The 25,072-nt window shown below is 44.4% G+C and carries 22 protein-coding genes; 10 read left to right on the forward strand and 12 right to left on the reverse strand.

The features are described from left to right. Nucleotides 1-484: 484 nt before the first annotated feature. On the reverse strand, nucleotides 485-748 hold the full coding sequence (locus Xbed_RS01830) for a GrxA family glutaredoxin (RefSeq protein WP_086111240.1): 264 nt from the start codon (nucleotides 746-748) through the stop codon (nucleotides 485-487). A gap of 228 nt (nucleotides 749-976) precedes the next feature. On the opposite strand from Xbed_RS01830, the gene Xbed_RS01840 reads away from it, so the two are divergent. The 3 genes from Xbed_RS01840 to rlmC all read left to right on the forward strand — a co-directional run bounded on the left by Xbed_RS01840 (nucleotide 977) and on the right by rlmC (nucleotide 3,050). After that, entirely contained in the window at nucleotides 977-1,282 is a 306-nt protein-coding gene (locus Xbed_RS01840) for a YbjC family protein (RefSeq protein ID WP_086111242.1), read from the forward strand. Nucleotides 1,283-1,371: 89 nt separating this feature from the next. Beyond that, complete coding sequence (locus Xbed_RS01845; RefSeq protein ID WP_086111243.1) at nucleotides 1,372-1,893, forward strand: type III secretion system chaperone family protein; 522 nt, start codon at nucleotides 1,372-1,374, stop codon at nucleotides 1,891-1,893. Nucleotides 1,894-1,916: 23 nt separating this feature from the next. Beyond that, entirely contained in the window at nucleotides 1,917-3,050 is a 1,134-nt protein-coding gene (gene rlmC / locus Xbed_RS01850; RefSeq protein WP_086111244.1) for a 23S rRNA (uracil(747)-C(5))-methyltransferase RlmC, read from the forward strand. Nucleotides 3,051-3,156: 106 nt separating this feature from the next. Here the strand turns inward: rlmC and artM are convergent, their stop codons facing one another. The 5 genes from artM to Xbed_RS01875 all read right to left on the reverse strand — a co-directional run bounded on the left by artM (nucleotide 3,157) and on the right by Xbed_RS01875 (nucleotide 7,272). Further along, nucleotides 3,157-3,825 (reverse strand): arginine ABC transporter permease ArtM, encoded by a 669-nt coding sequence (gene artM, locus Xbed_RS01855; protein WP_086111245.1) that lies wholly within the window; start codon nucleotides 3,823-3,825, stop codon nucleotides 3,157-3,159. Then, on the reverse strand, nucleotides 3,825-4,541 hold the full coding sequence (artQ, locus tag Xbed_RS01860) for an arginine ABC transporter permease ArtQ (RefSeq protein ID WP_086111246.1): 717 nt from the start codon (nucleotides 4,539-4,541) through the stop codon (nucleotides 3,825-3,827). Before artQ ends, artM begins: the two co-directional genes overlap by 1 nt. A gap of 11 nt (nucleotides 4,542-4,552) precedes the next feature. Next, on the reverse strand, nucleotides 4,553-5,290 hold the full coding sequence (gene artJ / locus Xbed_RS01865) for an arginine ABC transporter substrate-binding protein (RefSeq protein ID WP_086111247.1): 738 nt from the start codon (nucleotides 5,288-5,290) through the stop codon (nucleotides 4,553-4,555). 156 nt (nucleotides 5,291-5,446) lie between these two features. Beyond that, nucleotides 5,447-6,175 carry an arginine ABC transporter ATP-binding protein ArtP gene (gene artP, locus Xbed_RS01870; RefSeq protein ID WP_086111248.1) on the reverse strand — a complete coding sequence of 243 codons (729 nt, stop codon included), beginning with the start codon at nucleotides 6,173-6,175 and terminating at the stop codon, nucleotides 5,447-5,449. Between the two features lie 194 nt (nucleotides 6,176-6,369). Further along, nucleotides 6,370-7,272, reverse strand: a complete 903-nt coding sequence (locus tag Xbed_RS01875) for a LysO family transporter (RefSeq protein WP_086111249.1) — start codon at nucleotides 7,270-7,272, stop codon at nucleotides 6,370-6,372. Nucleotides 7,273-7,629: 357 nt separating this feature from the next. Between Xbed_RS01875 and macA the strand changes: the two genes are divergently transcribed. Beyond that, nucleotides 7,630-8,745: a macrolide transporter subunit MacA gene (gene macA / locus Xbed_RS01880; protein ID WP_086111250.1), complete on the forward strand. Its 1,116-nt coding sequence runs from the start codon at nucleotides 7,630-7,632 to the stop codon at nucleotides 8,743-8,745. A gap of 2 nt (nucleotides 8,746-8,747) precedes the next feature. Beyond that, a complete protein-coding gene (gene macB, locus Xbed_RS01885) occupies nucleotides 8,748-10,691 on the forward strand; it encodes a macrolide ABC transporter ATP-binding protein/permease MacB (RefSeq protein WP_086111251.1) in 1,944 nt (647 codons plus the stop codon). A gap of 68 nt (nucleotides 10,692-10,759) precedes the next feature. Here macB and cspD read toward each other — a convergent pair whose 3' ends face one another. Further along, a complete protein-coding gene (gene cspD / locus Xbed_RS01890; protein ID WP_086111252.1) occupies nucleotides 10,760-10,981 on the reverse strand; it encodes a cold shock-like protein CspD in 222 nt (73 codons plus the stop codon). 324 nt (nucleotides 10,982-11,305) lie between these two features. Between cspD and clpS the strand changes: the two genes are divergently transcribed. Both clpS and clpA read left to right on the forward strand, forming a co-directional pair. Next, entirely contained in the window at nucleotides 11,306-11,626 is a 321-nt protein-coding gene (gene clpS / locus Xbed_RS01895) for an ATP-dependent Clp protease adapter ClpS (RefSeq protein WP_086111253.1), read from the forward strand. A 31-nt stretch (nucleotides 11,627-11,657) separates the two neighbouring features. Continuing rightward, nucleotides 11,658-13,943 (forward strand): ATP-dependent Clp protease ATP-binding subunit ClpA, encoded by a 2,286-nt coding sequence (clpA, locus tag Xbed_RS01900; protein WP_086111254.1) that lies wholly within the window; start codon nucleotides 11,658-11,660, stop codon nucleotides 13,941-13,943. Between the two features lie 93 nt (nucleotides 13,944-14,036). Here clpA and infA read toward each other — a convergent pair whose 3' ends face one another. The 5 genes from infA to trxB all read right to left on the reverse strand — a co-directional run bounded on the left by infA (nucleotide 14,037) and on the right by trxB (nucleotide 19,687). Further along, the gene (gene infA / locus Xbed_RS01905; RefSeq protein ID WP_086111255.1) at nucleotides 14,037-14,258 is read right to left on the reverse strand and encodes a translation initiation factor IF-1; all 222 of its coding nucleotides are present in this window, start codon (nucleotides 14,256-14,258) and stop codon (nucleotides 14,037-14,039) included. A gap of 153 nt (nucleotides 14,259-14,411) precedes the next feature. Beyond that, nucleotides 14,412-15,101 carry a leucyl/phenylalanyl-tRNA--protein transferase gene (aat, locus tag Xbed_RS01910; protein WP_086111256.1) on the reverse strand — a complete coding sequence of 230 codons (690 nt, stop codon included), beginning with the start codon at nucleotides 15,099-15,101 and terminating at the stop codon, nucleotides 14,412-14,414. A 14-nt stretch (nucleotides 15,102-15,115) separates the two neighbouring features. Next, nucleotides 15,116-16,852, reverse strand: a complete 1,737-nt coding sequence (cydC, locus tag Xbed_RS01915) for a heme ABC transporter ATP-binding protein/permease CydC (protein ID WP_086111257.1) — start codon at nucleotides 16,850-16,852, stop codon at nucleotides 15,116-15,118. Nucleotides 16,853-16,854: 2 nt separating this feature from the next. Beyond that, a complete protein-coding gene (gene cydD, locus Xbed_RS01920) occupies nucleotides 16,855-18,624 on the reverse strand; it encodes a heme ABC transporter permease/ATP-binding protein CydD (RefSeq protein WP_086111258.1) in 1,770 nt (589 codons plus the stop codon). 103 nt (nucleotides 18,625-18,727) lie between these two features. Continuing rightward, on the reverse strand, nucleotides 18,728-19,687 hold the full coding sequence (gene trxB, locus Xbed_RS01925) for a thioredoxin-disulfide reductase (protein WP_086111259.1): 960 nt from the start codon (nucleotides 19,685-19,687) through the stop codon (nucleotides 18,728-18,730). 633 nt (nucleotides 19,688-20,320) lie between these two features. On the opposite strand from trxB, the gene lrp reads away from it, so the two are divergent. The 3 genes from lrp to lolA all read left to right on the forward strand — a co-directional run bounded on the left by lrp (nucleotide 20,321) and on the right by lolA (nucleotide 25,066). Further along, the gene (gene lrp / locus Xbed_RS01930; protein WP_004256338.1) at nucleotides 20,321-20,815 is read left to right on the forward strand and encodes a leucine-responsive transcriptional regulator Lrp; all 495 of its coding nucleotides are present in this window, start codon (nucleotides 20,321-20,323) and stop codon (nucleotides 20,813-20,815) included. Nucleotides 20,816-20,951: 136 nt separating this feature from the next. Next, complete coding sequence (locus tag Xbed_RS01935; protein ID WP_086111260.1) at nucleotides 20,952-24,323, forward strand: DNA translocase FtsK 4TM domain-containing protein; 3,372 nt, start codon at nucleotides 20,952-20,954, stop codon at nucleotides 24,321-24,323. Nucleotides 24,324-24,454: 131 nt separating this feature from the next. Next, nucleotides 24,455-25,066, forward strand: a complete 612-nt coding sequence (gene lolA, locus Xbed_RS01940) for an outer membrane lipoprotein periplasmic chaperone LolA (RefSeq protein ID WP_086111261.1) — start codon at nucleotides 24,455-24,457, stop codon at nucleotides 25,064-25,066. Nucleotides 25,067-25,072: the final 6 nt, after the last annotated feature.

A 25,072-nucleotide genomic window follows, 5' to 3' on the forward strand; every position in this document is an offset into this window, starting at 1 on the left:
CATGATGAATCTATTTTATCAACTTATGGTTAAAAGTAGTAATTGTATATACCCAATGAATTTCAAGATAGCGGGTATAGTACAACACCATCAATAGGATGACATAAATTCATAATCTTATTTAATCATTGTTGAAACCACATAAGTAAATAATATAGCGGTGGGTGATAGTAACGAAAAATAACCTCTATTTTGCTTTACAGACGACAAACGGGTAGACAACACACAAACAATAAAAAACCCGATAGTCTTTAACCAAAGTGGATGACTACCGGGCTCCTCAATATGGGGACATCAAAGAAAAGCAGTGGCAATAATTAAGACTGCATTATGGTATGAAAGTTCGCATCATCGAAAAAAAATCGCAAAATTTTTATCGGGAGGTGAAATTTTTTTGGGGAAGTATGGCTAAGGTTACCGCTATCCAGTAAGGTAAACAACTTTGGCTGGATAGCGGCTTTTTTTCTGGCAGGTTAGTGTCTTATTATTTGTAGAGTTCCAGATTTTCTTTAGCGTAAGCCTCAAAGTCAGTGCAGCCACCGATATGTTTCTCATCAATGAAGATTTGAGGAACTGTCTCAACCGGTTTACCTACTGTTTTTGATAAGTCGGCTTTGGTGATATTTTCAGCTTGGATATCAACATAGCGGTAATCAAAATCGTCGCGCTCTGCTTTTAATTTTTCAGCGAGTTCTTTGGCGCGAACGCAGTATGGGCAACCCGGGCGGCCAAAAATGACGGTGTACATATAAACTCCTTAGTGATAATGATCATCTATTTTATTGATTGCCTTCTGGAATTACTATGCCTGTAAGTGTCAGCAAAAAAAAGCAGGAATTGTCTTTTACTGTAATTAGTCCTGCCGATGGCGGGGGTTCAAGTATGATAATCTTACTCTATGATAGTCTTACGAGACGTGATAAAGCGGCTGTTTTTCAGATTGGTAAATTTTTCAGGCGGGTAAAGTAGGTCAAGAATGAAAGTCAACCCATCAAAAGAGATGCGCTCATTGGCCGATATGCCAAAGTGGGTCATTTTGTCGGAAGTGTTGGGAATAGGGTTATTGGTTCTGGCGTATTTGTCGATAACTGATAGCATAATTCTATCACCTTTATTAATGACGACAGAAGCGCGCATTGCTATGATCTTATTGGGTATCGGTTGCTTGATACCCGCAGCTATCCATATTATCTGGCGTGCGGTCTATAATCTTTCCTTTTTGGGAATTGATCATAAGAAAGCAGATAAGAATCATCGGGTTTTGTCTGATGATGAAAAATAAAATAGGTTAATTATTGGTCACTCTGCTACTCAGTAGGGCGTTTCCCCAAGGTAGCATGTGTAACTTCTTGGTCATATGAGGTTAATTCGATGGATTCTATGGTTATTCCCGATTTGTCAACACTGCGCTCGTGGCTTGAACAGCTCAAAATCTCTTATTTTGAGAATGATTCAAACTCAGTCCTGCATTTGCCTCATATGCAGAATATCGATGGCCTGTTTGATGCCAAAATCGATCTGTTGGGTGATGTCGTGTTATTTTCTGCCCTGGCAGAAGTCAGGCCCACGGCGATCATTCCATTGGTTGCCAATTTGAGTCAGATTAATGCCAGCTCTCTTACCGTTAAGGCATTTCTGGATGTTCAGGATGGAAATCTACCTAAGTTGATTGTTTGTCAGGCATTTCCGATTGCTGCGGGTATGACTTTCACGCAGTTTTCCCATTTTATGCAGCAGGGTGAAGAACAAATCGCTAATGTGATTTTTGAAATTCATAGCAATAATCTTCTCTATGTCAATCATGATATGGAAAGTGATATGGAAAGTGAGATGGAAGTAGAAGACGAAGAATCATTGGCTTCGACGCAAACATCGACCTTTACTTTGCACTAATATTTTTTGATACGGTTTTTATAATGCAATGTGTGCAGTACACCGAGGGGCATTGTCACTCCTGCCAGTGGATTGATAAGGCTTATTCACAGCAATTATCTGATAAACAACTACATTTAAAACAACTTTTACAGGAAACATCAGTAATAGACTGGCTGCCGCCAGTGACCAGCAAGACGAGTGAGTTTCGTAATAAAGCCAAGATGGTAGTAAGCGGTAGTGTTGAACGCCCGTTACTGGGCATGTTGCATCGTGATGGACGAACGGTGGATCTGTGTCGTTGCCTATTGTATCCACAATACTTTCAGCCCGTATTTGATGTAATAAAAATATTTATCGCTAAAGCTGGTTTGGTTCCCTATAACGTTGAACGCAAGAAAGGAGAATTGAAATATATTCTTCTGACGGAAAGCCGGGCCAATGGTGAAATGATGCTGCGCTTTGTTTTGCGTTCAGAAACAAAACGGGTTCAGTTAGAGCGCGCATTACCGTGGTTGCAGGAACAATTGCCACAAGTGACGGTGATTTCCGCGAATATCCAACCAACTCATATGGCGATCCTGGAAGGCGAGAAAGAGATCATTTTCACCAAATCCAAGATGTTGAAGGAAACCTTTAACAATATCCCGTTGTATATTCGTCCACGTAGTTTTTTCCAGACGAATCCGGATATTGCCTCTGAACTGTATGCAACGGCAGGACGTTGGGTCAGGGAATTAAATATCGGCAGTATGTGGGATCTGTTTTGCGGTGCAGGCGGTTTTGGTTTGCACTGTGCAGATAAAGAAACCCGGCTGACAGGGATTGAGATCAGTGCTGAAGCGATTGATTGTGCTAAAAGTTCAGCTAAAAGTCTCGGATTGGAACATGTGGTATTTCAGGCGCTGGATTCTACCCATTTTGCCCTTGATAAATCACAACTACCTGAATTAGTTCTGGTCAATCCCCCGCGTAGAGGCATTGGCGCAGAACTGTGTGAATATCTTGGCCGAATGGCGCCTAAGTTTGTTCTCTATTCAAGTTGTAATGCGCAGACGATGGCAAAAGATATCGCCATGCTCAAACAATATCGCATAGAAAAAGTACAGTTATTTGATATGTTTCCTCATACCGAACATTATGAGACATTGGCCTTGTTGGTTCTTGATGTAAATTAACTGATTGATTTTATATCATATTGATTTTATATAACCCTCCTCGCGATAACCATAAGTTATCACGAGGAGGGGCAAACATATGCCGAATATTAAATATCAACGGTGATTAATTGCGTTGCTCAAATGATAATGCTCGTTGTTCGAGCATACGCATGAGTAGTGTTAAAAGGCCATTGATACAAAGGTAAATAAGACCTGCCGCAACAAATACAGTGACATCATAACTGCGCCCGAATTGAAGCTGACTATATCCCATGATATCCAATAAGGTGATGGTGCTGGCAAGTGACGTGCTCTTGAAAATCAGCACAACTTCATTGGAATAGGAAGAAAGCGCCCGCTTAAAAGCATAAGGTAGCAGAATGCGCATAGAATGTGCTTTAGACATACCAAGCGCCTGACAGGATTGCCATTGCCCAGCCGGAATTGCCCTTACCGCACCATAAAACAGTTGGGTGGAGTAGGCGGCACTATTCAATGCCAGAGTCACCATTGCACATATCCACGGCTCTGACATGAGATACCATAACCACGGGTACTCTTTTATTGAGGGAAATTGCCCCGGCCCGTAGTAAATCAAAAAAAACTGGACGAGAAGAGGGGTGCCGGTAAATAGCGTGATATAGCCTTTTGCCAATTGAGAGAGGATGGGCAATTTCATTGCCAGAATCATCGTCAAGACCACAGACAGCATAAATGCGGCCAATAATGCGGTAAATGTCAGGCTGAGGCTGGTTTGCAGGCCCGGTAAAATGTCTTTGATATATTCAAACATTATGAAGCACTCCGTTCAAAATGGGTGGTGTGCATTTCAAGGCGTTTGAGAACATATTGGCTGACCAGTGTAATGACCAGATAAATAGCCGCGACAATCACATACCATGTGAATGGCTCCTGTGTTCGGGTTGCGATGCTTTTCGTTTGTAGCATCAGGTCATTAACGCTGATCAGGGAAACCAGGGCCGTATCTTTCAGCAGAACCAGCCATTGATTGCCCAGCCCGGGTAGGGCATGACGCCACATCTGCGGCATAATCAGACGAAAAAAAATGCGGCTTTGGCTGAGTCCCAATGCTTGACCCGCTTCCCATTGCCCTATCGGGACGGCTTTCAACGCTCCCCGCAGCGTTTGTGAAGCATAGGCGGAATACAGTAGTGAAAGAGCGATAACGCCACAAAGGAAAGGGCTAACATCAAAATTATCAATATCCATCTGTATCTTGAACTGCCAGACAATAAGATTGATGTCAAAACCTTCTGACAGTGTGATTAGAAGCTGTGAACTTCCAAAATAGATGAAGAGAACGACCAGAATTTCAGGCAGCCCTCGGATCAATGTCACCCAGCAGGAGCCTAACAAAGCGATAGGCTTCCAGCGCATGGATTCCCACGCGGCAAAAAGCATTGCCAGAACCAAGCCAATGATAAGTGAGGAGATGGCAAGGCCGACGGTAACTCCGGCGGCGCTGATTAAAGATTGAAATTCACTCATTGGGATTCAGTTTATTGTCCAAACCATTTTTTATAGATAGTGTCATAAGAGCCATCTTGTTTAGCTTCCGCCAGTGCATTGTTCAGTTTGTTCAGCAATTCAGTATTACCTTTGCGAACGGCAATGCCCAGACCGATACCGAAGTAGTTTTTATCTGTGACTTTATCACCCACCGTCGCTAATTCCTGATTCTTTTTCAGCCATTCATTAACGACCGCAGTATCACCAAACACGGCATCAATACGGCCATTTTTCAGATCAAGGATCGCATTTTGATAGCTATCATAAGGCACGGTCTTGATCTCTTTATGTTGTTCCATCAAATATTTCTGGTGTGTGGTTCCGTTCTGGATCCCGACCTGTTTGCCTTTGAGATCCGCGATGTGGGCGAACTTCCCTTTAATGGCAATGAAAATGGCGGAGTTATCATAGTAGGTATGAGTGAAATCAACCTGTTTTTGGCGATCCGGGGTAATATCGATACCCGCCATCAGTGCATCAAAACGGCGAAATTTCAGGCTGGGAATGAGACTATCAAAAGATTGATTCGTGAATGTGCACTCAGTGTTGAGCTTTGCGCAGAGGGCATTGGCCAAATCCACATCGAATCCCTGAATTTTATTGTTCGCATCAATAAATTCAAATGGCGGGTAAGTGGCTTCTGTTGCAAAACGGAGAGGGGTTTTCTCTGCTGCGGTTGCCGATAAGGTCAGTGCGCTTAACAAGGCTGCAAACAATAATTTTCTCATAGCCATATCCTGTTGTTCATGAACGTTGGGGTTGTTAATAGTTATTGATGTTTGTTTTATAGCCGATTATCGATATGCCTTCAATTCTTCAGATAGTACGTTATTAGCCGGGCAATCGCGTAAACCTATTGTACAGAATAAATTCAATTGGGTATGTCAGTGTGACAAATAATGGGCAAAGGCTTCCGTTCGGGGCTGCATAAAATGGGAGGCGTCCCCTTTTTCGATAATGCGTCCTTGTTCCATATATACCACCTGACTGGCTGTTTTACGCGCCAATTCCACTTCGTGAGTGACGATCACCTGAGTGATACCGGTTTCTGCCAGCTCTTTGATGATATCAACAACTTGAGCGGTAATTTCCGGATCAAGCGCTGCGGTGGGTTCATCAAACAACAGGATTTGAGGTTCCATCATTAACGCCCTTGCTATGGCGACACGTTGTTGCTGACCACCAGAAAGATGCAGTGGAAAACGGCTGGAGAATGCATTCAAACGGAGGCGGGAGAGGAGTTTTGTTGCTTTTTCCCGTGCTTGTTGTTTCGACAACTTGAGTACTCGACAAGGTGCTTCAATCAAATTATCCATGACGGTTAAGTGTGGCCAGAGGTTATATTGTTGAAAGACCATGCCCACTTTTTTTCGCAATGTCAGGATTTCTTTGTGGTTGGGTTGCTGTTTGAAATCAAACTGATGAGATGCCACATTGAGTTGCCCAGAACGAGGCACTTCCAGCAGATTCAAGACACGTAACAATGAACTTTTGCCAGCGCCGCTTGGCCCCAGCAGGACCACAGTTTCCCCTGATGTACATTCAAAATCGATATCGAACAGAGCCTGATGCATACCATAGAAACAATTTATGTTTTTTAATTGAATGTTCATGCGAAAAATATGAATAGTTAGTTGGTGTGGGGATGATAATCTTGAGAGAATAATTATGCAATAATATCTGCATAAATTTGTTATTTTCATCAAATTAAAGGCTTAACTCATCAAGGCACAGGCATTTTTTTAGATTGTTTTTTATACCGGAAAAGTTTTTTTAATCCATTTTTATGCCTGACCAAAAAAGGGCGTTATTGAGTAAAAAATGCAATGAACAAAGGGGTCATTAAGCTCAATATAAAACCATGCACGATGGCTGCCGGCACGATACTGACACCACCACAGCGCTGCAAGATGGGTAAGGTAAAGTCAATTGAGGCCGCTCCGGTTAAACCCAATGCGGTTGAACGATAGCGATTTATTAGCATGGGAATAAGAATAATTGACGCCAGCTCGCGAGCTAAGTCATTGAAAAAAGCGGTGCTACCGAGTACTGCCCCAAAAGCGTCGGAAATTAAAATGCCCGACAGGGAATACCAACCGTATCCAGATGCAATGGCAAGCCCCGTTTTGACAGGCAACCCCAGCAAAAATGCCGCCAGTACACCACCCAGCAAAGAACTGATGGCAACGACGATGGCGATAACCGTGCCACGGCGATTCAACAATGTTTGCCTTAAGCTCATGCCGTTATTACGTAGTTGAATACCCACCAAAAAGAGTAAAAAAACTAAAGTAATTTCACTGGCACGAACGGAAAACTGGAACCATGACAAATTTGTTAACCCGATAAGAAAGCCACAGATTAATGCGCCACATAATTTGATGGAATCTAATGCCATATGTAATCGAGAGGGGGGCTTTTCCTGCTTGTGTGGAGGAACAATCCACGGGTCCCGCTTATCCAGAAGAAAAAGCACGAGTATATTAATAATGAAAGTGCATAGGAAAAACGTCGTCGCATACAGTAGGATAGAAAGCAAATTACTGCCCAGATTGTCCAGTATGGCGAGGTTGATGCCCATCAAAACGAGAATGATATAAACCATAACATTGAGTAGCCGATGTACCTGGGTTAGCATCGATCTATTATTCAGATGAATAAGGTAGCCTAGGGCTAACGGTAAAAGAATAATTAATAATCCTGAGTACATGATTCACATCCTTATCCAATAAAAAACGTTTTTTTATCCAGTTCTAATAAGTGAAACCAGTCATAAGAGCTAATAACTATGTAGGAACAAAGTGATCACACCAAAATAACAAATAGGATAAGGGGAAGCATACTGAAACTCAATGCATTTCTTGATCTCTAATGGCGCAGTGATTAGAAATAAAATCAAGTAAATCTGATATGGAAAAAGGGAAAATCTGTGTTTTTGGAGCGTGTAGAAATCCCCGGCTTTAAAAATGTCATATTATCAGGAATGTCTTGTTGATAGAGTTCGTTGATGTCCTTTACAGTACATTGATGTTATTAGATAGTATTTTTTAATGGTGGAATTGTGTTGATGAATCTTCTTTCTATTAAGTCTCGTCGGGTTGCAATCGTGCTTATCCTTATTGCTATCGCATCTGTAGGGTTCTATTTCTTCCACCTGCCGAAGCCCGAGGTATACCAGACCAATGCCGTCAGCAGGGGTAACTTCGAAAGAAGTGTACTGGCTATAGGTAAACTGGATGCGGTCAGTAAAGTTGATGTCGGTGCTCAGGTCAGTGGGCAGTTGGAAGAACTGTATGTGAAATTGGGCGATAAGGTTAAAAAAGGCCAATTACTGGCAACGATTGATCCACAGACAGCCAGGAATGCGGTAATAGAAATGCAGGAAACCAGAAAATCACTGGAAGCCGATCTCCGTGGTGCACAAATAGAGCTGAGGTTGGCTCAACTCAAAGCCGATCGATTTAAACGTTTATTTAAGTCACAGGTCATATCTCATCAGGACTTAGATGACAGCATAACAGACATGCAGTATAAGGCGACGAGAGTTGATAGTTTTATCGCCCAACTTAGGCAAAATAAAGCCAAACTTGATACGGCCGAAACGAATTTGCAATATACCAATATTCTCGCTCCCATCGAGGGGATTGTGACAGAGATAAAAACATTTCAAGGGCAAACGGTCATTGCCGCACAACAGGCTCCGACTATCCTGACAATCGCAAACCTCAATACAATGATTATCAATACAGAAATATCAGAAGCAGATGTCATTAATCTCAAAGCAGGACAAAACGCATCATTCACCATTCTGGGTGCGCCAGAAAAACAGTTTCACGGTGTATTAAAAGATATTTTGCCCGCTCCGCAAACAGTGAATAACGCCATTTTCTATTATGCACGCTTCGAAGTACCGAACCCTGAACATATTTTGCGTTTGCAAATGACTGCCCAAGTGAAAATAGAGCTTCAGTCTCTGCATAATGTATTAATGCTCCCGATTTCAGACTTGAGGAAACAGATATCGCCTACCCGATATGAGGTCAATGTCCTGAATAATGGAAAAGAGGAAAGCCGCGAAATTACGATAGGTGCCTTTAATGATATCAATGTTCAGGTTATCTCAGGATTGAAGGAAAATGAACGCGTGATCATAAATCGGCACAATAGCAGTGCAGAGGAATGATCATGAATACGTTACTGGAACTCAAAGGTGTTAGTCGTAGTTACTCTGTTGGCGCAGAACAAATTAATGTTCTGGATAATATTTCGTTATCCATTCAGGCTGGAGAAATGGTTGCGATTGTGGGGGCTTCCGGTTCAGGTAAGTCTACCCTGATGAATATATTAGGCTGTCTGGATAAACCCAGCAGTGGAGAATATTGGATTGCGGGCAGAAAGACCGAAGATTTAGATAGCAACCAGCTGGCTGAATTACGTAGGGAGTATTTTGGGTTTATTTTCCAGCGCTATCATCTGCTGGCGCATTTAACCGCCGAGCAAAATGTTGAGATTCCGGCGATTTATTTAGGCGCTTCCAAAATACAACGCCGCGAGCGTGCCATTGAGTTGCTCAAAAGCCTTGGATTGGGAAACCGTATTCATTATCGGTCAAATCAGCTTTCAGGGGGACAGCAGCAGCGGGTCAGTATTGCCAGGGCATTGATGAATGGTGGTCAAGTTATTCTTGCGGATGAGCCGACAGGAGCGCTGGACAGCGTTTCTGGTCAGGAAATGATGGATATTTTGAAGCAGCTTTGTCAGCAAGGGCATACGGTTGTTATTGTTACCCATGATCCGAATATTGCAGCACAAGCTCAGAGAGTGATTGAAATTAAAGATGGGCGTATCATGAGCGATTCGCACTCTTCTGAAAATCAAACGACGGCTCTTTCTTCTGTGGGAGTCAGGACTTCTTCAGTACAACAAATCTGGGGGCGTTTTAATGAGGCATTATTGATGGCATGGCGTGCCATGATCGTCAATAAGCTGCGCACTTTGCTAACGATGCTTGGCATTATCATTGGCATTGCTTCTGTTGTCACGATCTTAGTGCTTGGCGATGCGGCAAAATCAATGGTGTTATCGTACATTAAGTCCATTGAAACGAATTCCATCAAAATTTATCCGGGAAGAAATTTTGGCGACACGGATGATAGTGATTTGAATAGGCAAGCGCTGAAACTGACTGACATTTCAGCAATAAAATCTCAACCCTATATTCAGGCCGTTTCTCCTGAGTTATGGAACACCGGACGTTTGCGGCGAGGTAATATTGATGCTGATGCACAGGTATCTGGTGTAGGAAGTGATTTCTTTCAGGTATATACCATGAAGTTTGCCCAAGGTATGCCTTTTACCCCAGAAATGATCCATCGCCAGGCCCAAGTGGTTATTATTGATGATCATACACGTAAGAAATTCTTTCCTTATCAGAATGATGTGATAGGTAAAGAGCTGCTTTTGACCAATATACCCCTAACAGTGATTGGTGTCATTGCTAAGGGAGAAAGTCTGTATGGCGGCAATAGATTACAGATTTGGTTGCCGTACAGTACGATGAATAGCCGTGTGATAAACAAAAGTTTCTTAGATTCGATAGTTGTCAGAGTGAAAGAGGGTTACTCTTCAAATGAAGCGGAAGCAAAACTTAAACAGCTATTGGCATTCCGCCATGGCAAGGAAGACGTTTATACCTACAATGTAAACAAAACAATTGCGGCAATTGATAAAACAACGCGAACATTACAAATATTTTTAACGTTGGTGGCGGTAATATCCTTGATTGTTGGGGGAATTGGTGTGATGAATATCATGCTGGTTTCAGTAACAGAGCGTACCCGAGAGATTGGCATTCGCATGGCAGTTGGTGCAAGGGCCAGTGACATCATGCAGCAGTTTCTTATCGAATCTGTCATGGTGTGCCTGATGGGCGGTATACTGGGAATTACCTTGTCATATAGCTTATCGTTGATTGGACAATTGATATTACCGAAATGGAACTTTGTTTATAATCCGGTTGCATTTGTCATCGCTTTTGGCTGCTCAACGGCAATCGGGGTCATCTTTGGTTTTCTGCCGGCACGAAATGCCGCCCGTCTTGATCCCATAGAAGCGCTTGCCAGGGAATAATAGCACGCCACAAATAACCCATTATTTATTTGTGGCGTGGAATTACGAATTTATGGAGTCATGCTTCTTTATGATTTAGAGCCATCTTCCAGAGGAACAATAAGGCTGGCATGATTACCTTTGGGACCTTGATCAACACTGAAATTCACTTTTTGCCCAGCTTTCAGCGTCCTATAACCATCCATTTGAATGGTTGAATAGTGAGCGAATATGTCATCGCCCCCGCTGGCCGGGCAAATAAATCCAAAGCCCTTTGCATTATTGAACCATTTAACAATACCTGTTTCCATACTTCTCTATCCCTCGTATCACGATTTCGGGTTTAGGAATCACTAAAAGTTTCAGAAAATGAACCAGCACCCAGACAGGGTGCTGTGTTCATAAAATATACTGTAGTGAAATTCATTACGCCGTCAAGCAGATCAACAACGTCAAGCTGTCTCAGATGGCTAAAGTTTGATATAGATAACGGTATCCGATTTTTAGATGAAATCTTTACTCGGTAATCAAAGGGAAAGAAGCGGAGAGCTTTATGAAGTGATAAAATATATAGCAGTAGAATGAATGAGTTCATACTAAAATCCAGCGGAAAGTGAATACCCAGTGGAAGAATAATGGCTGAGTTTTATAACGATTTGAAAGTTGAAGAATTTATTAAGGATGATGCAAAACAAAAACTACAACCGCCATCAATGTATAAGGTTGTTCTGAACAATGACGATTATACACCCATGGAGTTTGTGGTTGACGTATTGCGAAAGTTCTTTTCTTATGATGTTGAACAAGCAACGCAACTAATGCTGGATGTCCATTACAAAGGGAAAGCAGTTTGCGGAATTTATACGGCAGAGGTCGCAGAAACTAAAGCTGCGCAAGTGAACATGTATGCTAAGGAGCACGAGCATCCGTTACTTTGCACGCTGGAAAAAGTCTGATCTGGCTCACTGATTTTAGGAGGAGGTGCTTATGCTCAATCAAGAACTGGAGCTTAGTCTCAACATTGCTTTTGCCAAAGCAAGGGATAACAGACATGAATTTATGACTGTGGAGCACCTGTTGCTGGCGTTGTTAAGTAACACATCAGCGCGAGAAGCACTGGAGGCTTGCAAAGTCGATTTGGCGCTGTTACGCCAGGAACTGGAAAGTTTTATTACCCAAACCACCCCCCTGTTATCCGAAAATGATGACAGGGATACACAACCCACATTAAGTTTTCAGCGTGTTTTACAGCGCGCAGTATTTCACGTTCAGTCTTCAGGGCGTTCAGACGTTTCCGGGGCTAATGTTTTAGTTGCCATTTTTAGTGAGCAGGAATCTCAAGCTGCTTATTTGCTGCGTAAACATGATGTCAGCCGTTTGGATGTCGTGAATTTTATTTCTCATGGCACACGCAAAGATGAATCTGATCATGATTCTCATCACAGTATCAATCCGGTTCAGGAAGAACAGGTCATCAGTGAAGATCGGTTGGAGAATTTCACCACCAATCTGAATCAATTGGCCCAGAAAGGCCAAATTGATCCGCTTGTCGGGCGTCAGCATGAATTGGAAAGAACCGTTCAGGTACTGTGTCGCCGTCGTAAGAACAATCCTCTGTTTGTCGGGGAGTCTGGGGTTGGTAAAACCGCTATTGCAGAAGGGCTTGCATGGCGTATTGTCCAAAATAATGTTCCCGAAGTGATGCAGGGTTGCACTATCTACTCCCTGGATATCGGTTCCCTGCTCGCCGGAACAAAATATCGCGGTGATTTTGAGAAGCGCTTCAAATCATTGTTAAAAACCTTAGAACAAGATAGCAAAAGCATTCTCTTTATTGATGAAATCCATACTATCATTGGTGCAGGTGCTGCTTCAGGCGGGCAAGTGGATGCGGCTAACCTCATTAAGCCCCTGCTTTCCAGCGGGCGTATTCGGGTAATTGGTTCGACGACTTACCATGAGTTCAGCAATATCTTCGAAAAAGATCGGGCTTTGGCCCGCCGGTTTCAGAAGATTGATATTACTGAGCCTTCATCTGAGGAGACGGTACAAATTATCAATGGACTACGTGCTAAATATGAGGCACACCATGATGTCCGTTATACGGCGAAAGCTATTCGTGCCGCAGTTGAGTTATCGGTGAAATACATTACTGATCGCCATTTGCCGGATAAAGCCATTGATGTGATTGATGAGGCCGGAGCGAAGACGAGATTAGTTCCATCCAGTCGTCGCAAGAAGACGATTAATGTTTCTGATATCGAATCTGTTGTTGCTCGCATCGCCCGCATTCCAGAAAAAACGGTGTCAGCCAGTGATAAAGATGTATTGAGAACGCTGGATGACCGTTTGAAAATGCTGGTTTTCGGTCAAAACCGGGCCATTGGTGCCCTGACGGAAGCCATCAAGATGAGCCGTGCCGGGTTAGGTCAGGAATATAAACCCGTTGGTTCATTCTTATTTGCGGGGCCTACCGGGGTGGGTAAGACAGAAGTCACCGTCCAACTCGCCAAGGTTTTGAATGTTAAATTATTGCGATTTGATATGTCGGAATATATGGAACGCCATACTGTCAGTCGCTTAATCGGCGCACCACCGGGTTATGTGGGGTATGATCAGGGGGGATTATTAACCGACGCAATTATTAAACATCCACATTCTGTATTACTTTTGGATGAGATTGAAAAAGCCCATCCTGATGTATTTAACTTACTGTTGCAGGTTATGGATAATGGTACGTTGACCGACAATAATGGTCGCAAGGCGGATTTTCGCAATGTTATTTTGGTGATGACAACCAATGCAGGAGTACGTGAGATACAGCGTAAATCCATTGGTTTTACTGAACAAGATAACAGCACGGATGGAATGGAGGAGATTAAACGGACTTTCACACCTGAATTCCGCAACCGTCTTGATGGCATCATTTGGTTTGATGCACTCTCTTCTGAAGTTATTCAGCAAGTTGTTGATAAATTCATCGTTGAGTTACAAGCTCAATTGGATGAGAAGGGCGTTTCTCTGGAAATCAGTGCAGATGCCCGTCAGTGGCTGTGTAACAAAGGTTACGATAAAGCGATGGGGGCACGTCCTATGGCTCGGGTGATTCAGGATAACCTCAAAAAACCATTGGCGAATGAGTTATTGTTTGGTTCTCTGGTTAATGGAGGATCGGTCAGCATTATGCTCGATAAAACCAAACAGGCGTTAAAATATGATTTTAAGGACGCCAAAAGATCGAACAGAAAGAAATCAGAAGATGCAGTATTGTAATTTAGTGATAAAGAAATGGGTTATAAAAACCTAAAACCACACCACAGGTGGATACAGATATATTATCTCCTGTGGTGTTGAAAGGTATTTTAATCAGCGGCTACGGAAGGTAATGCGTCCTTTTTCCGGGTCATATGTAGTTAGCTCAACTGTAACCTTGTCTCCAGTCAGGATGCGGATATAGTTCTTACGCATTTTTCCTGAAATATGGGCAGTGACAATATGCCCGTTATCTAATTCAACACGAAACACGGTATTTGGCAGTGTCTCTAACACAGTACCTTGCATTTCAAAATTATTGTCTTCTTTGGCCATCTAATCCTCTAAATGTAACAACCATAGTTTTTAATCGGCAAGATAATGCCGAAAAACCATCATTATGTAAAGGAATGTCGTATTTTAAACCATCATTTCGCACATGATGATAATGACATTCCCACCGTGAACAGCATGAATCCGAAGTGAAGATTATAAATCCAGCGTTTGTACAGACCAGCAGCCTGATTGTAATGACCGCTCTCTCAATTGATAAAGATGCTGGAGAAATTCTTCCCTTGGAATATTTTTGGCGCCCAATGATTCTGTATGGTGATTTAACACCTGACAGTCAAACAATCGGCCACCATGATGTAAAAAATGGTGATAAAAAGCGAAAAAAGCACACTTGGAAGCATTTTCCATTCGGCTGAACATCGATTCACCGCAAAATAGTGTGCCTATACAAACACCGTACAAGCCACCCACAAGTTGACTATCATGCCAAACTTCTATTGAATGAGCCAAACCTTCCTGATGCAGGGCTTGATAGCCTCGCTGAACATCCGGCCCGATCCAAGTCCCTTCCTGTCGTTGTGCGCAATGATATATCACTTCATTGAAAGCATAGTTTACCGTAATTTGGTAAGGATGTTTGCGAATAAAACGGCGCAATGTCCGACCCGTATGCAATTCTCCGGGAATCAATACTGCCCGGGGGTTGGGAGACCACCACAAAGGAGGCTCATTGGGCGAATACCACGGGAAAATACCTTCATGATACGCCACTCTTAAGCGTTCTGCACTAAGATCTCCTCCAAATGCCAGTAAACCGTTGGGTTCAGCCAGTGCATGGGTCGGATGGGGAAATTCACATGAGTTATCGAGTTGAGCTATCAACATAACATGAACCACTCCTACTCAGGATAACTCTGTCGCTGATGAAATTGGTAATACCGTCCCTGTTGAGCAAGTAGCACGTCATGTGTGCCTTGCTCAATAATACGTCCGCCATCCATCACACAGATTCGATCCAAATGTTGCAAGCCAGTTAACCGATGGGTAACAATAATCAGTGTCTTGTGCTGGCAACTGCGGTGTAACAGAGACAAAATCTGCTGTTCAGTATCAGAATCCAGCCCTTCGGTGGGTTCATCCAGAAGCATTAAAGGCGCATTGTGTAACAACGCCCTGGCAATACCCAAACGGCGCTGTTCTCCACCGGAAAGCTGGCGTCCGCCTTCACCCATCCAACAGTTTAGCTTTTTATCATTGTCTAGCAAGTTCCCCAATCCCACCTGTTGCAATACGGTTTCTAATTCATCATCACTGGCATCCGGTTTCGCCAATAACAGATTCTCACGTAAAGTGTGGCTGAAGACATGTATCCGTTGGGGAACGACAGACACCATTGAGCGCAGCATTGCCTCATCATAGTGGGAAATGGGGTGCTGGTTGAGTTGAATTTCACCATGATTGACATCCCATGCGCGAGTTAACAACTGTAGCAGTGTCGATTTACCACATCCCGTTTTTCCCAATAAAGCAATATGTTCTCCTGATGCCAGAGATAAAGAAATACCCTGCAGTGCAGGCAGAGGCTGGCCGGGATAGGTGAAATCAATATTTTTTATCTCAAGGCTGAGAGCGTTATTTGCCTGTGGCCCTCGCTCAGGAAAAGTGACCTCAGGTTTTTGATGCATCAACTGAGAAACACGAGTTGCGGACGCAATAACTTGTCCCATGTGTTGAAATGCTATGGTGACCGGCCCAAGGGCTTCAAAGGCAGCGAGGGTGCAGAAGGTAAACAGAGCGATTAACGCACCGGGTTGACTCTGTTCACCCACACCTGCTGCAGCCAGCCAAAGTATCAATGTAACGGTCATGCCGGTAGAAAAAATCATGATGGCTTGTGAAAGCCCGGTTAAACCCGCCTGTTTTTGTTGGCTTTTCAGCCAATCATGTTCAACCTCGGTCATGGATCGACGAAAACGCTTAAGTGCGCCAAACACGGTTAATTCAGCTTGCCCCTGCAAGGCGCTGGTGAGTAATGTCCGGTATTGAGCGCGTTGTAGCGTGATATTTCTGCCATAAGGCTTTCCCGCCTGGAAAAACACAAAAGGTAATATCAGTAGCAGCCCTGACATAATGCCACCGAGGGTATAGGCCAGCGCAATATCAAGGAATCCCAGGCCGAACGTCAATACGGCAATCACGACAAATGCGGCAAGCACAGGGGAAAGCACTCGCAGATAGAGGTGATCCAAGGTTTCGACATCGGCAACCAGTCTGTTCAACAATTCGCCTTGACGGAAACGGGCAATCCCCCCAGGGGAAAGGGGCAGAATTTTCTGAAAAGCAAAAACACGTAAATGAGCCAAGACACGGAATGTGGCATCGTGGCTGACAAGCCGTTCAGCATAACGACCTGCCGTGCGGAAAATGGCCGCACCACGTACCCCTGCCGCAGGCAACATATAGTTAAATGTGTATAACCCCGCAAATCCGGCCAGGGCGGTGCCGGCAAGGAACCAACCTGAAAGTGTCAGTAGCCCGATACTGGCGAGCAGAGTCACAATCGCCAAGACCAATCCCAAGCCAATGAGAAACCAATGGCGGCGATAGAGTGCAAGAAATGGGAATAATACACGCATAATTAAAGCTCCACACTACGGTGAGACAGTAGACGGGAAAATGCACCTTGAGACTGACTTAAACTCTGATAATCACCTTTCTCAATCAGTAATCCATTTTCCATTACCCAAATCTGATCATATGTCAGCGTTTCTTCTAGCAAATGCGTAACCAGCAATGTGGTTTGCTGATGAGAGGCTTGATTTAAGACCGTCATCACGCGCTGTTCACTATGGGCATCAAGGCTGGCGGCAGGTTCATCCAACAGCAGCAATTGGCAAGGATTTAATAATGCCCGTGCCACGGCAATACGCTGGGCTTGCCCGACAGACAGGCGGGCAGCGTTGTCCCCGACGACCGTATTGATCCCATCGGGCAGATGCTGAACAAATTCACTGACATAAGCCCTTTCCATAACATCATGGATTTGCTCTTGTGTGGCGTCATATCGACCAAGACGAATATTATCGAGCACAGTTTGCTCTGGAAGATGTGGGTTTTGCCCCACCCAACTCAAATGTTCACGCCATTTGATGAGATTTAATTCACGTAGCTCAATGCCATTGATTTTCAGAGAGCCATGATAGGGGAGAAATCCCAGCAATACATTGATCAATGAACTTTTGCCGGCACCACTTTTTCCAACCAAAGCAATTCGCTGGTGTTTATTCATCGTAAAAGTCAAAGGACCGGCAAGGCGATGACCATCGTGGGACAGAATTTCCAGTTCACAGGCTTCAATGGTAACGGGTTCTTTATCTGTCAGGTTTTTTTCACCGCCCATGGTTGCCTGCTCGCCATCATTGTTGAGTAAGGTGAAAAGGGATTCTGCCGCTCCGACGGCCTGAGCTTTTGCATGATAAAACGTTCCCAAGTCGCGCAACGGTTGAAAAAACTCAGGGGCGAGGATCAGGGCGAGAAAGCCGGCAAACAACGTAACACCCATTCCGTAGCTGCCAAAGTGTAATTCTCCCAGATAGGAAAAACCAAAATAGACGGCAACAACGGCAATGGAAACGGCGGCAAAAAACTCCAATACTGCGGAAGACAGAAATGCCATGCGCAGTACTTCCATCGTTCTGTGACGGAAATCTTCTGTTGATTCAGTGATCTGCTTAACCTCAGCTTCCCCGCGATGGAACAGGCGCAATGTGTCCAGCCCCCGTAAACGGTCGAGAAAATTACCGCTTAGTCGGTTGAGGGCAACAAAATTCCGTCGGTTGGCATCTGCGGCACCTAATCCTACCAAAGCCATAAACAGAGGAATCAAGGGAGCGGTGACAAGCAAGATTAATCCTGCGGCCCAATTAACCGGAAAGATAGTCACCAGAATCAGAATCGGGATTAGGGTAGCAAGCACCATTTGGGGCAGATAGCGAGAATAAAAATCCTGCATATCTTCAATTTGCTCCAGAATAATGGTCGCCCAGCTTCCTGCGGGTTTTCCCTTCACCCATACCGGCCCTAGCTGCTCCAGTTTATCCAATACCCTATTACGGATTTGCTGGCGTACAACTTTACCACAGATGAACCCTACCCGTTCCCGAATGGCATTGACGATTGCCCGCAATGTAAAGGTCGCTGCCAGCATCAAAAACGGATTGATAAGTGTTTCACGGGGGGCATTGTCTATAATCAGGGCTTGAAGGATGGCAGCTAAGAGCCAGGTTTGAGAGATGATCAATAATCCACTGATTAGGCCGAGTAGCATGGATAGACGAAGCCACCGACGGGCAGGGGCACTTTGTTGCCTTAGCCATCGAACAAGTTCAGATTGTCTTGTTTTGTCCATAAGAAAAACTTTTGGTTAACCGGTGATGATACGAAATAGCAAAATTGGCTTTATGTTACCTGTCAAAAAGCGCTATCGAAATAGCGCTTCTAAGGAAAATGGATTATTGGGTTGCCAATCCGTCCAGGAAACGTTCAGCATCCAATGCGGCCATACAACCTGTACCCGCCGATGTGATGGCCTGACGATATACGTGATCCATAACATCGCCAGCGGCAAAAATGCCTGGAATAGACGTTTGGGTGGCATTGCCATGTAAGCCAGATTGAACTTTGAGATATCCGTTCTCCAGTTCAAGCTGACCGTCGAAGATGCCCGTATTGGGGCTATGGCCGATGGCAATGAAAACCCCCGTCACATCCAGTTCTTCGCTATTGTCACTTTTCGTATCGCGAATGCGGATACGTGTAACGCCCATTTCGTCACCCAGAACTTCGTCCAGGGTTCGGTCGGTATGCAGGATGATATTGCCGTTCTTGACTTTTTCCATCAGGCGGTCAATCAGGATCTTCTCTGAACGGAAAGTGTCGCGGCGGTGAATCAAATGCACTTCAGAGGCAATGTTTGCTAAATACAGCGCTTCTTCAACCGCCGTATTCCCCCCACCGACGACCGCCACTTTCTGTTGACGATAGAAAAAACCATCACATGTTGCACAAGCAGATACGCCACGGCCTTTGAAATTTTCTTCGGAAGGTAATCCGAGATAACGGGCAGAAGCCCCAGTTGCGATGATCAAAGCGTCACAAGTATATTCCTGATCATCCCCATATAAACGGAATGGCCTGTTTGAAAAATCAACTTTCTGAATGTGGTCAGAAATAATTTCTGTTTGAAATTTTTCAGCGTGCTGAAACATACGCTCCATCAAGCCTGGGCCAGTCAGCCCTTCAGGATCACCGGGCCAGTTTTCAACCTCAGTCGTGGTCGTTAATTGGCCGCCTTTTTCGACCCCGGTAATGAGAACAGGACTTAAATTAGCGCGGGCTGCATAAACAGCAGCGGTATAACCAGCAGGACCTGAGCCAAGAATAATAAGTTTACTGTGTTTGGCTGTGCTCATGAATACCTCATTTCCATTATCTCATATTGCGGATTTAGGGATTGTAGGAGAAATAATAAGTTAAAAAAAGCGATTATCAGATAAAATATTCATGTTATTAACGATTTTACCGATAGATAGTAACTATGATGTAATCGAAATGTAAGAAGGTATTGTTTAACCTTCTGAATTGAACATCATTTATACGTTTAAGGCATGAAATGAGCTATTAAAAGGATTTAGCGAAAATTTGTTTGGTAGGTTGTTCTGGTTTTTGCTCATTTACTTTGACAATCGGCTGTGCATTTGCGAAAACATCTGTGTAAGAGATAATTATCTACCTCGCTAATCAATTGTTTCTATAGAATAGAAAAATCGGAGTAGGTAATTTTCTCATAGAATATTAAAAATTGCCGTTAAGCTGCTTTCTAAAAGACACCGTGTTTTAGGAGAGAATATTCTGGGAAGTGGTGTTCTGGTAGTCATGTTTTAACCAATTGATTATAGAAAATCATATTCTGGGAGATTGCAGTGGGCCTTAAACCTTGGTTATAGATTGAGCTTTAGCCTTTGAAGACATCTTTTCCAGCTCAGTGGCTTGAAAGAGATAGGGAAAATGTTATGGGTGTAGGAATATAAAGAGAGAGCAATAAGATGATTGATAATAAGAAGCGTCCGGGAAAAGATCTTGATCGTATAGATCGTAATATCCTTAACGAGTTGCAAAAAGACGGCCGTATTTCTAACGTGGAGTTATCCAAGCGGGTTGGTTTATCACCAACACCTTGTCTGGAACGTGTCCGTCGCTTGGAGCGTCAGGGCTTTATCTCTGGCTATACCGCTTTGCTGAATCCTCATTACTTGGATGCGTCATTGCTGGTATTCGTTGAAATTACGCTTAATCGTGGCGCCGCAGATGTATTTGAACAGTTTAATACTGCTGTCCAGAAACTGGAAGAAATCCAAGAATGTCATTTAGTTTCTGGTGATTTTGACTACTTGCTGAAAACACGTGTGCCCGATATGTCCGCATATCGTAAATTGCTCGGTGAAACCCTGCTGCGTCTTCCGGGGGTTAACGATACTCGTACTTATGTTGTTATGGAAGAAGTTAAACAGAGTAATCGTCTGGTGATTAAGACTCGTTAAACTTCTGTTTAATTAATACGTACAGATGCAAAACAGGAAAAACTTAGGTACACTCCTGTTTATGTATACAGTTTCAACGCTGAGTTACCCTCAGCGTTGTTCCGTTTAATCAACATGAAAACCTGGAGCGTCTTTCTTGAACCAGGAATATACAGAAGACAAACGTGTTAAATTAAAGAAAATAAGCAGCGGCCGCCGGCTGTTGGAAGCTGTTTTATTGGTTATTGCCATGTGTGCAGTGTACTTAATGGTAGCACTTGTCAGCTTCAATCCATCCGATCCTGGCTGGTCACAAACTTCATGGCTTGCGCCCATTTATAATTGGGGTGGCAGCGTGGGTGCCTGGCTGTCAGATATCCTGTTTTCGGCATTGGGTATTCTTGCCTATGCAGTCCCACCGTTAATGCTTTTAGGGTGTTGGAATGCTTTCCGTCAGAAAGATAGGCAAGAGTATGTAGATTTCTTCACACTCGCACTACGTGTCATTGGCGCTTTGGCTCTGGTTCTGACTTCATGTGGTCTGGCGGCACTCAATATTGATGATTTGAATGAATTTGCTGCTGGTGGAGTCGTCGGCAATTTGTTTAGCAATGCGATCCTGCCTTGGTTCAATACCCTTGGTGCAACGTTGGCCCTGCTTGGCATCTGGGCAGTTGGATTCACACTGTTTACGGGTTGGTCATGGCTCACGATTGCCGAAAAAATGGGTGAACTCATTTTGGGCACCATAAGTTTTGTGGTCAACCGAGGCCGCAATGACGCTGAATATGACGATGATGAGCCGGAAGATAACATCGTTTCGGCACGCCCTGCCGAGGAACAGAAACAGACTGGGCATGTTGATGAAAATGGTGTGGATAAAACCCCCGTTGCTACTGAAACAGCGGATGAGGATGATGTACTGTTAACGGCTCCAACGGTAGTCGAATTAGCGAATGCAGATTCAGCCTTGTCGGCGGCTTCAACGATTCCGGTTATTTCGGTTATGGAAGAGAGCGAGACGCCGGTCATGGAAGAGGTAGAAACGCTTCGGGAAAGTGATTCACCGGAGCCTATTCACTCAGAAAAGACCGTGTTATCAGAAACGGCTGAAGATTCACTTAACAGTGGGCATTCGCCGCAACCAACCATATCGCCAGCGGAAATCCCGTCAGCACTCGCACCGGATGCGTTGACGCCGAAGTCAGCGGAAGAGCGGGAACCTGTTCATTATACATTTGAATTACCTAAAGATTATCAATTGGATACAGCATCAGAACCTGACGCTCTTTCAGCGGTTATTGATGAAAATACCCATCTGAAAAATCCGGCGGCAGAGATTGCAACCTCCACTGTTGTAATGAAAAACCCGCAGGTTAAACAAGGTATTGGCCCTGAAATGCCGCGTCCTAACCCGGTCAGAATACCTACACGCCGGGAGTTGTATGGTATTAAAGTACCGTCTCATCGTCTGGCGGAACATCTGCAAAAGGAAGAAAAAGAAAAGCAAAATGAACTGATTGCGGAAGCTGATGAACAGCAAATGTATGAACAGCAGCAGGATGCATTGCGTCAGCAATTCCTTGAGCAACAACGTGAACGTTATGGTTCAGATTTTGAAGCGGAAAACAAAGATCCGCAACAAACCAAAGATCCGCAACAAGCTACGCCGATATACGAACAGCCAAAGGTCGCTACGTTTACGGAAAACAGAACGGAAAATAGCGTAGAGGAACAGGAAGCGCAGAAAGAAGCGTTGCGGATAGCATTTGAGCAGCAGCAACGTGAGCGTTACCAAATCAGCCAACCTGAGGAATCTGCATTGATGTCAACAGAGATGCCAACAGAACCCTCAATTCAACCGGTTCAGGAGAAAAAAACAGCTCCCGTCCTTGCTTCTCATGAATTAAAAACTGAGCATACTTTTGCGCAGCAACCGCAGCAACCGCAGCAACCGCAGCAACCGCAGCAACCGCAGCAACCGCAGCAAGATAGCCTGTTCCATCCATTTCTGATGCGCAATGATCAACCCTTGCCAAAACCGACGACGCCGATGCCTTCTCTGGATCTTTTGGCGAAACCGCCAGCGGAAGAAGAACCCATTGATATGTTTGCCCTTGAGCAAACTTCTCGCCTGATAGAAGCGCGCTTGAATGATTATCGTGTCAAAGCCGATGTTGTTGGGTTTTCTCCTGGCCCTGTCATCACACGATTTGAATTGGATCTGGCACCGGGCGTTAAGGCTTCCCGTATTTCCAATCTATCGCGCGACCTTGCCCGTTCACTTTCTGCGGTAGCCGTTCGTATCGTTGAAGTGATCCCCGGGCAACCTTACGTTGGGCTGGAATTACCCAATAAGAGACGCCAGACCGTTTACCTGCGGGAAGTGTTGGACTGTGAGAAATTCCGTGATGATCCATCACCATTGACGATCGTTCTTGGGAAGGATATTGCAGGGCAGCCGGTTGTCGCTGATTTGGGCAAAATGCCTCACCTGCTCGTTGCCGGGACAACCGGGTCGGGTAAATCCGTCGGGGTCAACGCGATGATCCTCAGTATCCTGTATAAAGCGAAACCCGAAGATGTTCGCTTTATCATGATTGACCCTAAAATGCTTGAATTATCGGTTTATGAAGGCATTCCGCACTTATTGACTGAAGTTGTCACCGATATGAAAGATGCCGCCAATGCATTGCGTTGGTGTGTGAATGAGATGGAGCGGCGTTATAAACTGATGTCGGCTTTGGGGGTGCGTAATCTTGCCGGTTATAACGACAAAATCAAACAAGCGGAGAATATGGGGCGTCCAATCCCTGATCCGTTCTGGAAGCCGGGCGACAGCATGGATGCAACGCATCCTATGCTGAAAAAAGAACCTTATATCGTTGTTATGGTCGATGAGTTTGCCGACTTGATGATGACCGTCGGCAAGAAAGTCGAAGAACTGATTGCGCGTTTGGCTCAGAAAGCGCGTGCAGCAGGTATTCACTTAGTGCTGGCAACCCAGCGTCCTTCTGTTGATATTATTACTGGGTTGATTAAGGCGAACATTCCGACGCGCATTGCGTTTACTGTGTCCAGTAAAATTGACTCCCGTACCATTCTGGATCAAGGGGGGGCGGAATCATTACTTGGCATGGGGGATATGCTTTATCTGGCACCTAACTCTTCCATTCCTGTGCGTGTTCATGGAGCATTCGTCCGCGATCAGGAAGTTCACGAAGTGGTTAATGACTGGAAAGCCCGTGGTCGACCTCAATACATTGATAGTATTATCAAGGGTGGGGAAGACGGTGAAGGTGGTTCAGGGTTTGATAGTGATGAGGAACTCGATCCCTTATTTGACCAGGCGGTTGAATTTGTGATTGAAAAACGTCGAGTCTCTATTTCGGGTGTGCAACGCCAATTCCGCATCGGATATAACCGGGCAGCCCGGATTGTTGAACAGATGGAAGCACAACAGATTGTCAGTGCGCCCGGTCATAATGGTAATCGTGAAGTTTTGGCCCCTCCGCCGCACGAACATTGATCACAATGATATGCCCAATGGATTTCAAGTTGTCGCCACCAACGCGGCAACTTGAAAAAAGACGGGTATAAAATACAATGCGGTATCGGCCATCGAAGCTGATAATAATACAAATTGAAGGTATCTCGCACATGAAAAAACTGATATTAATTGGTTGTCTGATGGTGGGTGTGAGCGTAGGTTCTGCATGGGCTGATGCCACTCAGGATCTGCAAGGGCGTTTGGGAAAGGTCAATAGTTTTCATGCCAGCTTTACCCAAACCGTCACGAGTAATGATGGTTCAACGATCCAAAAAGGAGAGGGCGAACTTTGGATTAAACGGCCTAATTTATTTAACTGGCATATGACGTCACCTGATGAGAGTGTTCTGGTTTCTGATGGTAATACCTTGTGGTTCTATAATCCCTTTGTTGAGCAGGTGACGGCAAACTGGTTAAAAGATGCAACGGGAAATACGCCATTCATGTTAATTGCGCGTAATGACCCTGCGGATTGGAAACAGTACAACGTTGTGCAAAGCGGTAATCATTTTGAGCTGACTCCAACCCATGCCAATGGCAACTTAAAACATTTTTCCATTAGCGTGACGCCAGAAGGAACGATCCAGAAATTTACAGCGGTTGAACAGGATGGGCAAAAAAGTGCTTATCAATTGAAAGAGCAGCAAAACACGAATGTGGATGCGGCAAAATTCAAATTTACCGTACCAGAGGGTGTCACGCTGGATGATCAACGCCAGTGAGGTTTA

It is taken from the genome of Xenorhabdus beddingii (genome assembly GCF_002127545.1).
In the GTDB taxonomy this organism is placed as follows: Bacteria; Pseudomonadota; Gammaproteobacteria; order Enterobacterales; family Enterobacteriaceae; genus Xenorhabdus; species Xenorhabdus beddingii.

Coding starts and splice junctions, on each gene's coding strand:
- Xbed_RS01830 (WP_086111240.1), bottom strand. CDS start 748: ATGTACACCGTCATTTTTGGCCGCCCGGGTTGCCCATACTGCGTTCGC.
- Xbed_RS01840 (WP_086111242.1), top strand. CDS start 977: ATGAAAGTCAACCCATCAAAAGAGATGCGCTCATTGGCCGATATGCCA.
- Xbed_RS01845 (WP_086111243.1), top strand. CDS start 1,372: ATGGATTCTATGGTTATTCCCGATTTGTCAACACTGCGCTCGTGGCTT.
- rlmC (WP_086111244.1), top strand. CDS start 1,917: ATGCAATGTGTGCAGTACACCGAGGGGCATTGTCACTCCTGCCAGTGG.
- artM (WP_086111245.1), bottom strand. CDS start 3,825: ATGTTTGAATATATCAAAGACATTTTACCGGGCCTGCAAACCAGCCTC.
- artQ (WP_086111246.1), bottom strand. CDS start 4,541: ATGAGTGAATTTCAATCTTTAATCAGCGCCGCCGGAGTTACCGTCGGC.
- artJ (WP_086111247.1), bottom strand. CDS start 5,290: ATGAGAAAATTATTGTTTGCAGCCTTGTTAAGCGCACTGACCTTATCG.
- artP (WP_086111248.1), bottom strand. CDS start 6,175: ATGAACATTCAATTAAAAAACATAAATTGTTTCTATGGTATGCATCAG.
- Xbed_RS01875 (WP_086111249.1), bottom strand. CDS start 7,272: ATGTACTCAGGATTATTAATTATTCTTTTACCGTTAGCCCTAGGCTAC.
- macA (WP_086111250.1), top strand. CDS start 7,630: ATGAATCTTCTTTCTATTAAGTCTCGTCGGGTTGCAATCGTGCTTATC.
- macB (WP_086111251.1), top strand. CDS start 8,748: ATGAATACGTTACTGGAACTCAAAGGTGTTAGTCGTAGTTACTCTGTT.
- cspD (WP_086111252.1), bottom strand. CDS start 10,981: ATGGAAACAGGTATTGTTAAATGGTTCAATAATGCAAAGGGCTTTGGA.
- clpS (WP_086111253.1), top strand. CDS start 11,306: ATGGCTGAGTTTTATAACGATTTGAAAGTTGAAGAATTTATTAAGGAT.
- clpA (WP_086111254.1), top strand. CDS start 11,658: ATGCTCAATCAAGAACTGGAGCTTAGTCTCAACATTGCTTTTGCCAAA.
- infA (WP_086111255.1), bottom strand. CDS start 14,258: ATGGCCAAAGAAGACAATAATTTTGAAATGCAAGGTACTGTGTTAGAG.
- aat (WP_086111256.1), bottom strand. CDS start 15,101: ATGTTGATAGCTCAACTCGATAACTCATGTGAATTTCCCCATCCGACC.
- cydC (WP_086111257.1), bottom strand. CDS start 16,852: ATGCGTGTATTATTCCCATTTCTTGCACTCTATCGCCGCCATTGGTTT.
- cydD (WP_086111258.1), bottom strand. CDS start 18,624: ATGGACAAAACAAGACAATCTGAACTTGTTCGATGGCTAAGGCAACAA.
- trxB (WP_086111259.1), bottom strand. CDS start 19,687: ATGAGCACAGCCAAACACAGTAAACTTATTATTCTTGGCTCAGGTCCT.
- lrp (WP_004256338.1), top strand. CDS start 20,321: ATGATTGATAATAAGAAGCGTCCGGGAAAAGATCTTGATCGTATAGAT.
- lolA (WP_086111261.1), top strand. CDS start 24,455: ATGAAAAAACTGATATTAATTGGTTGTCTGATGGTGGGTGTGAGCGTA.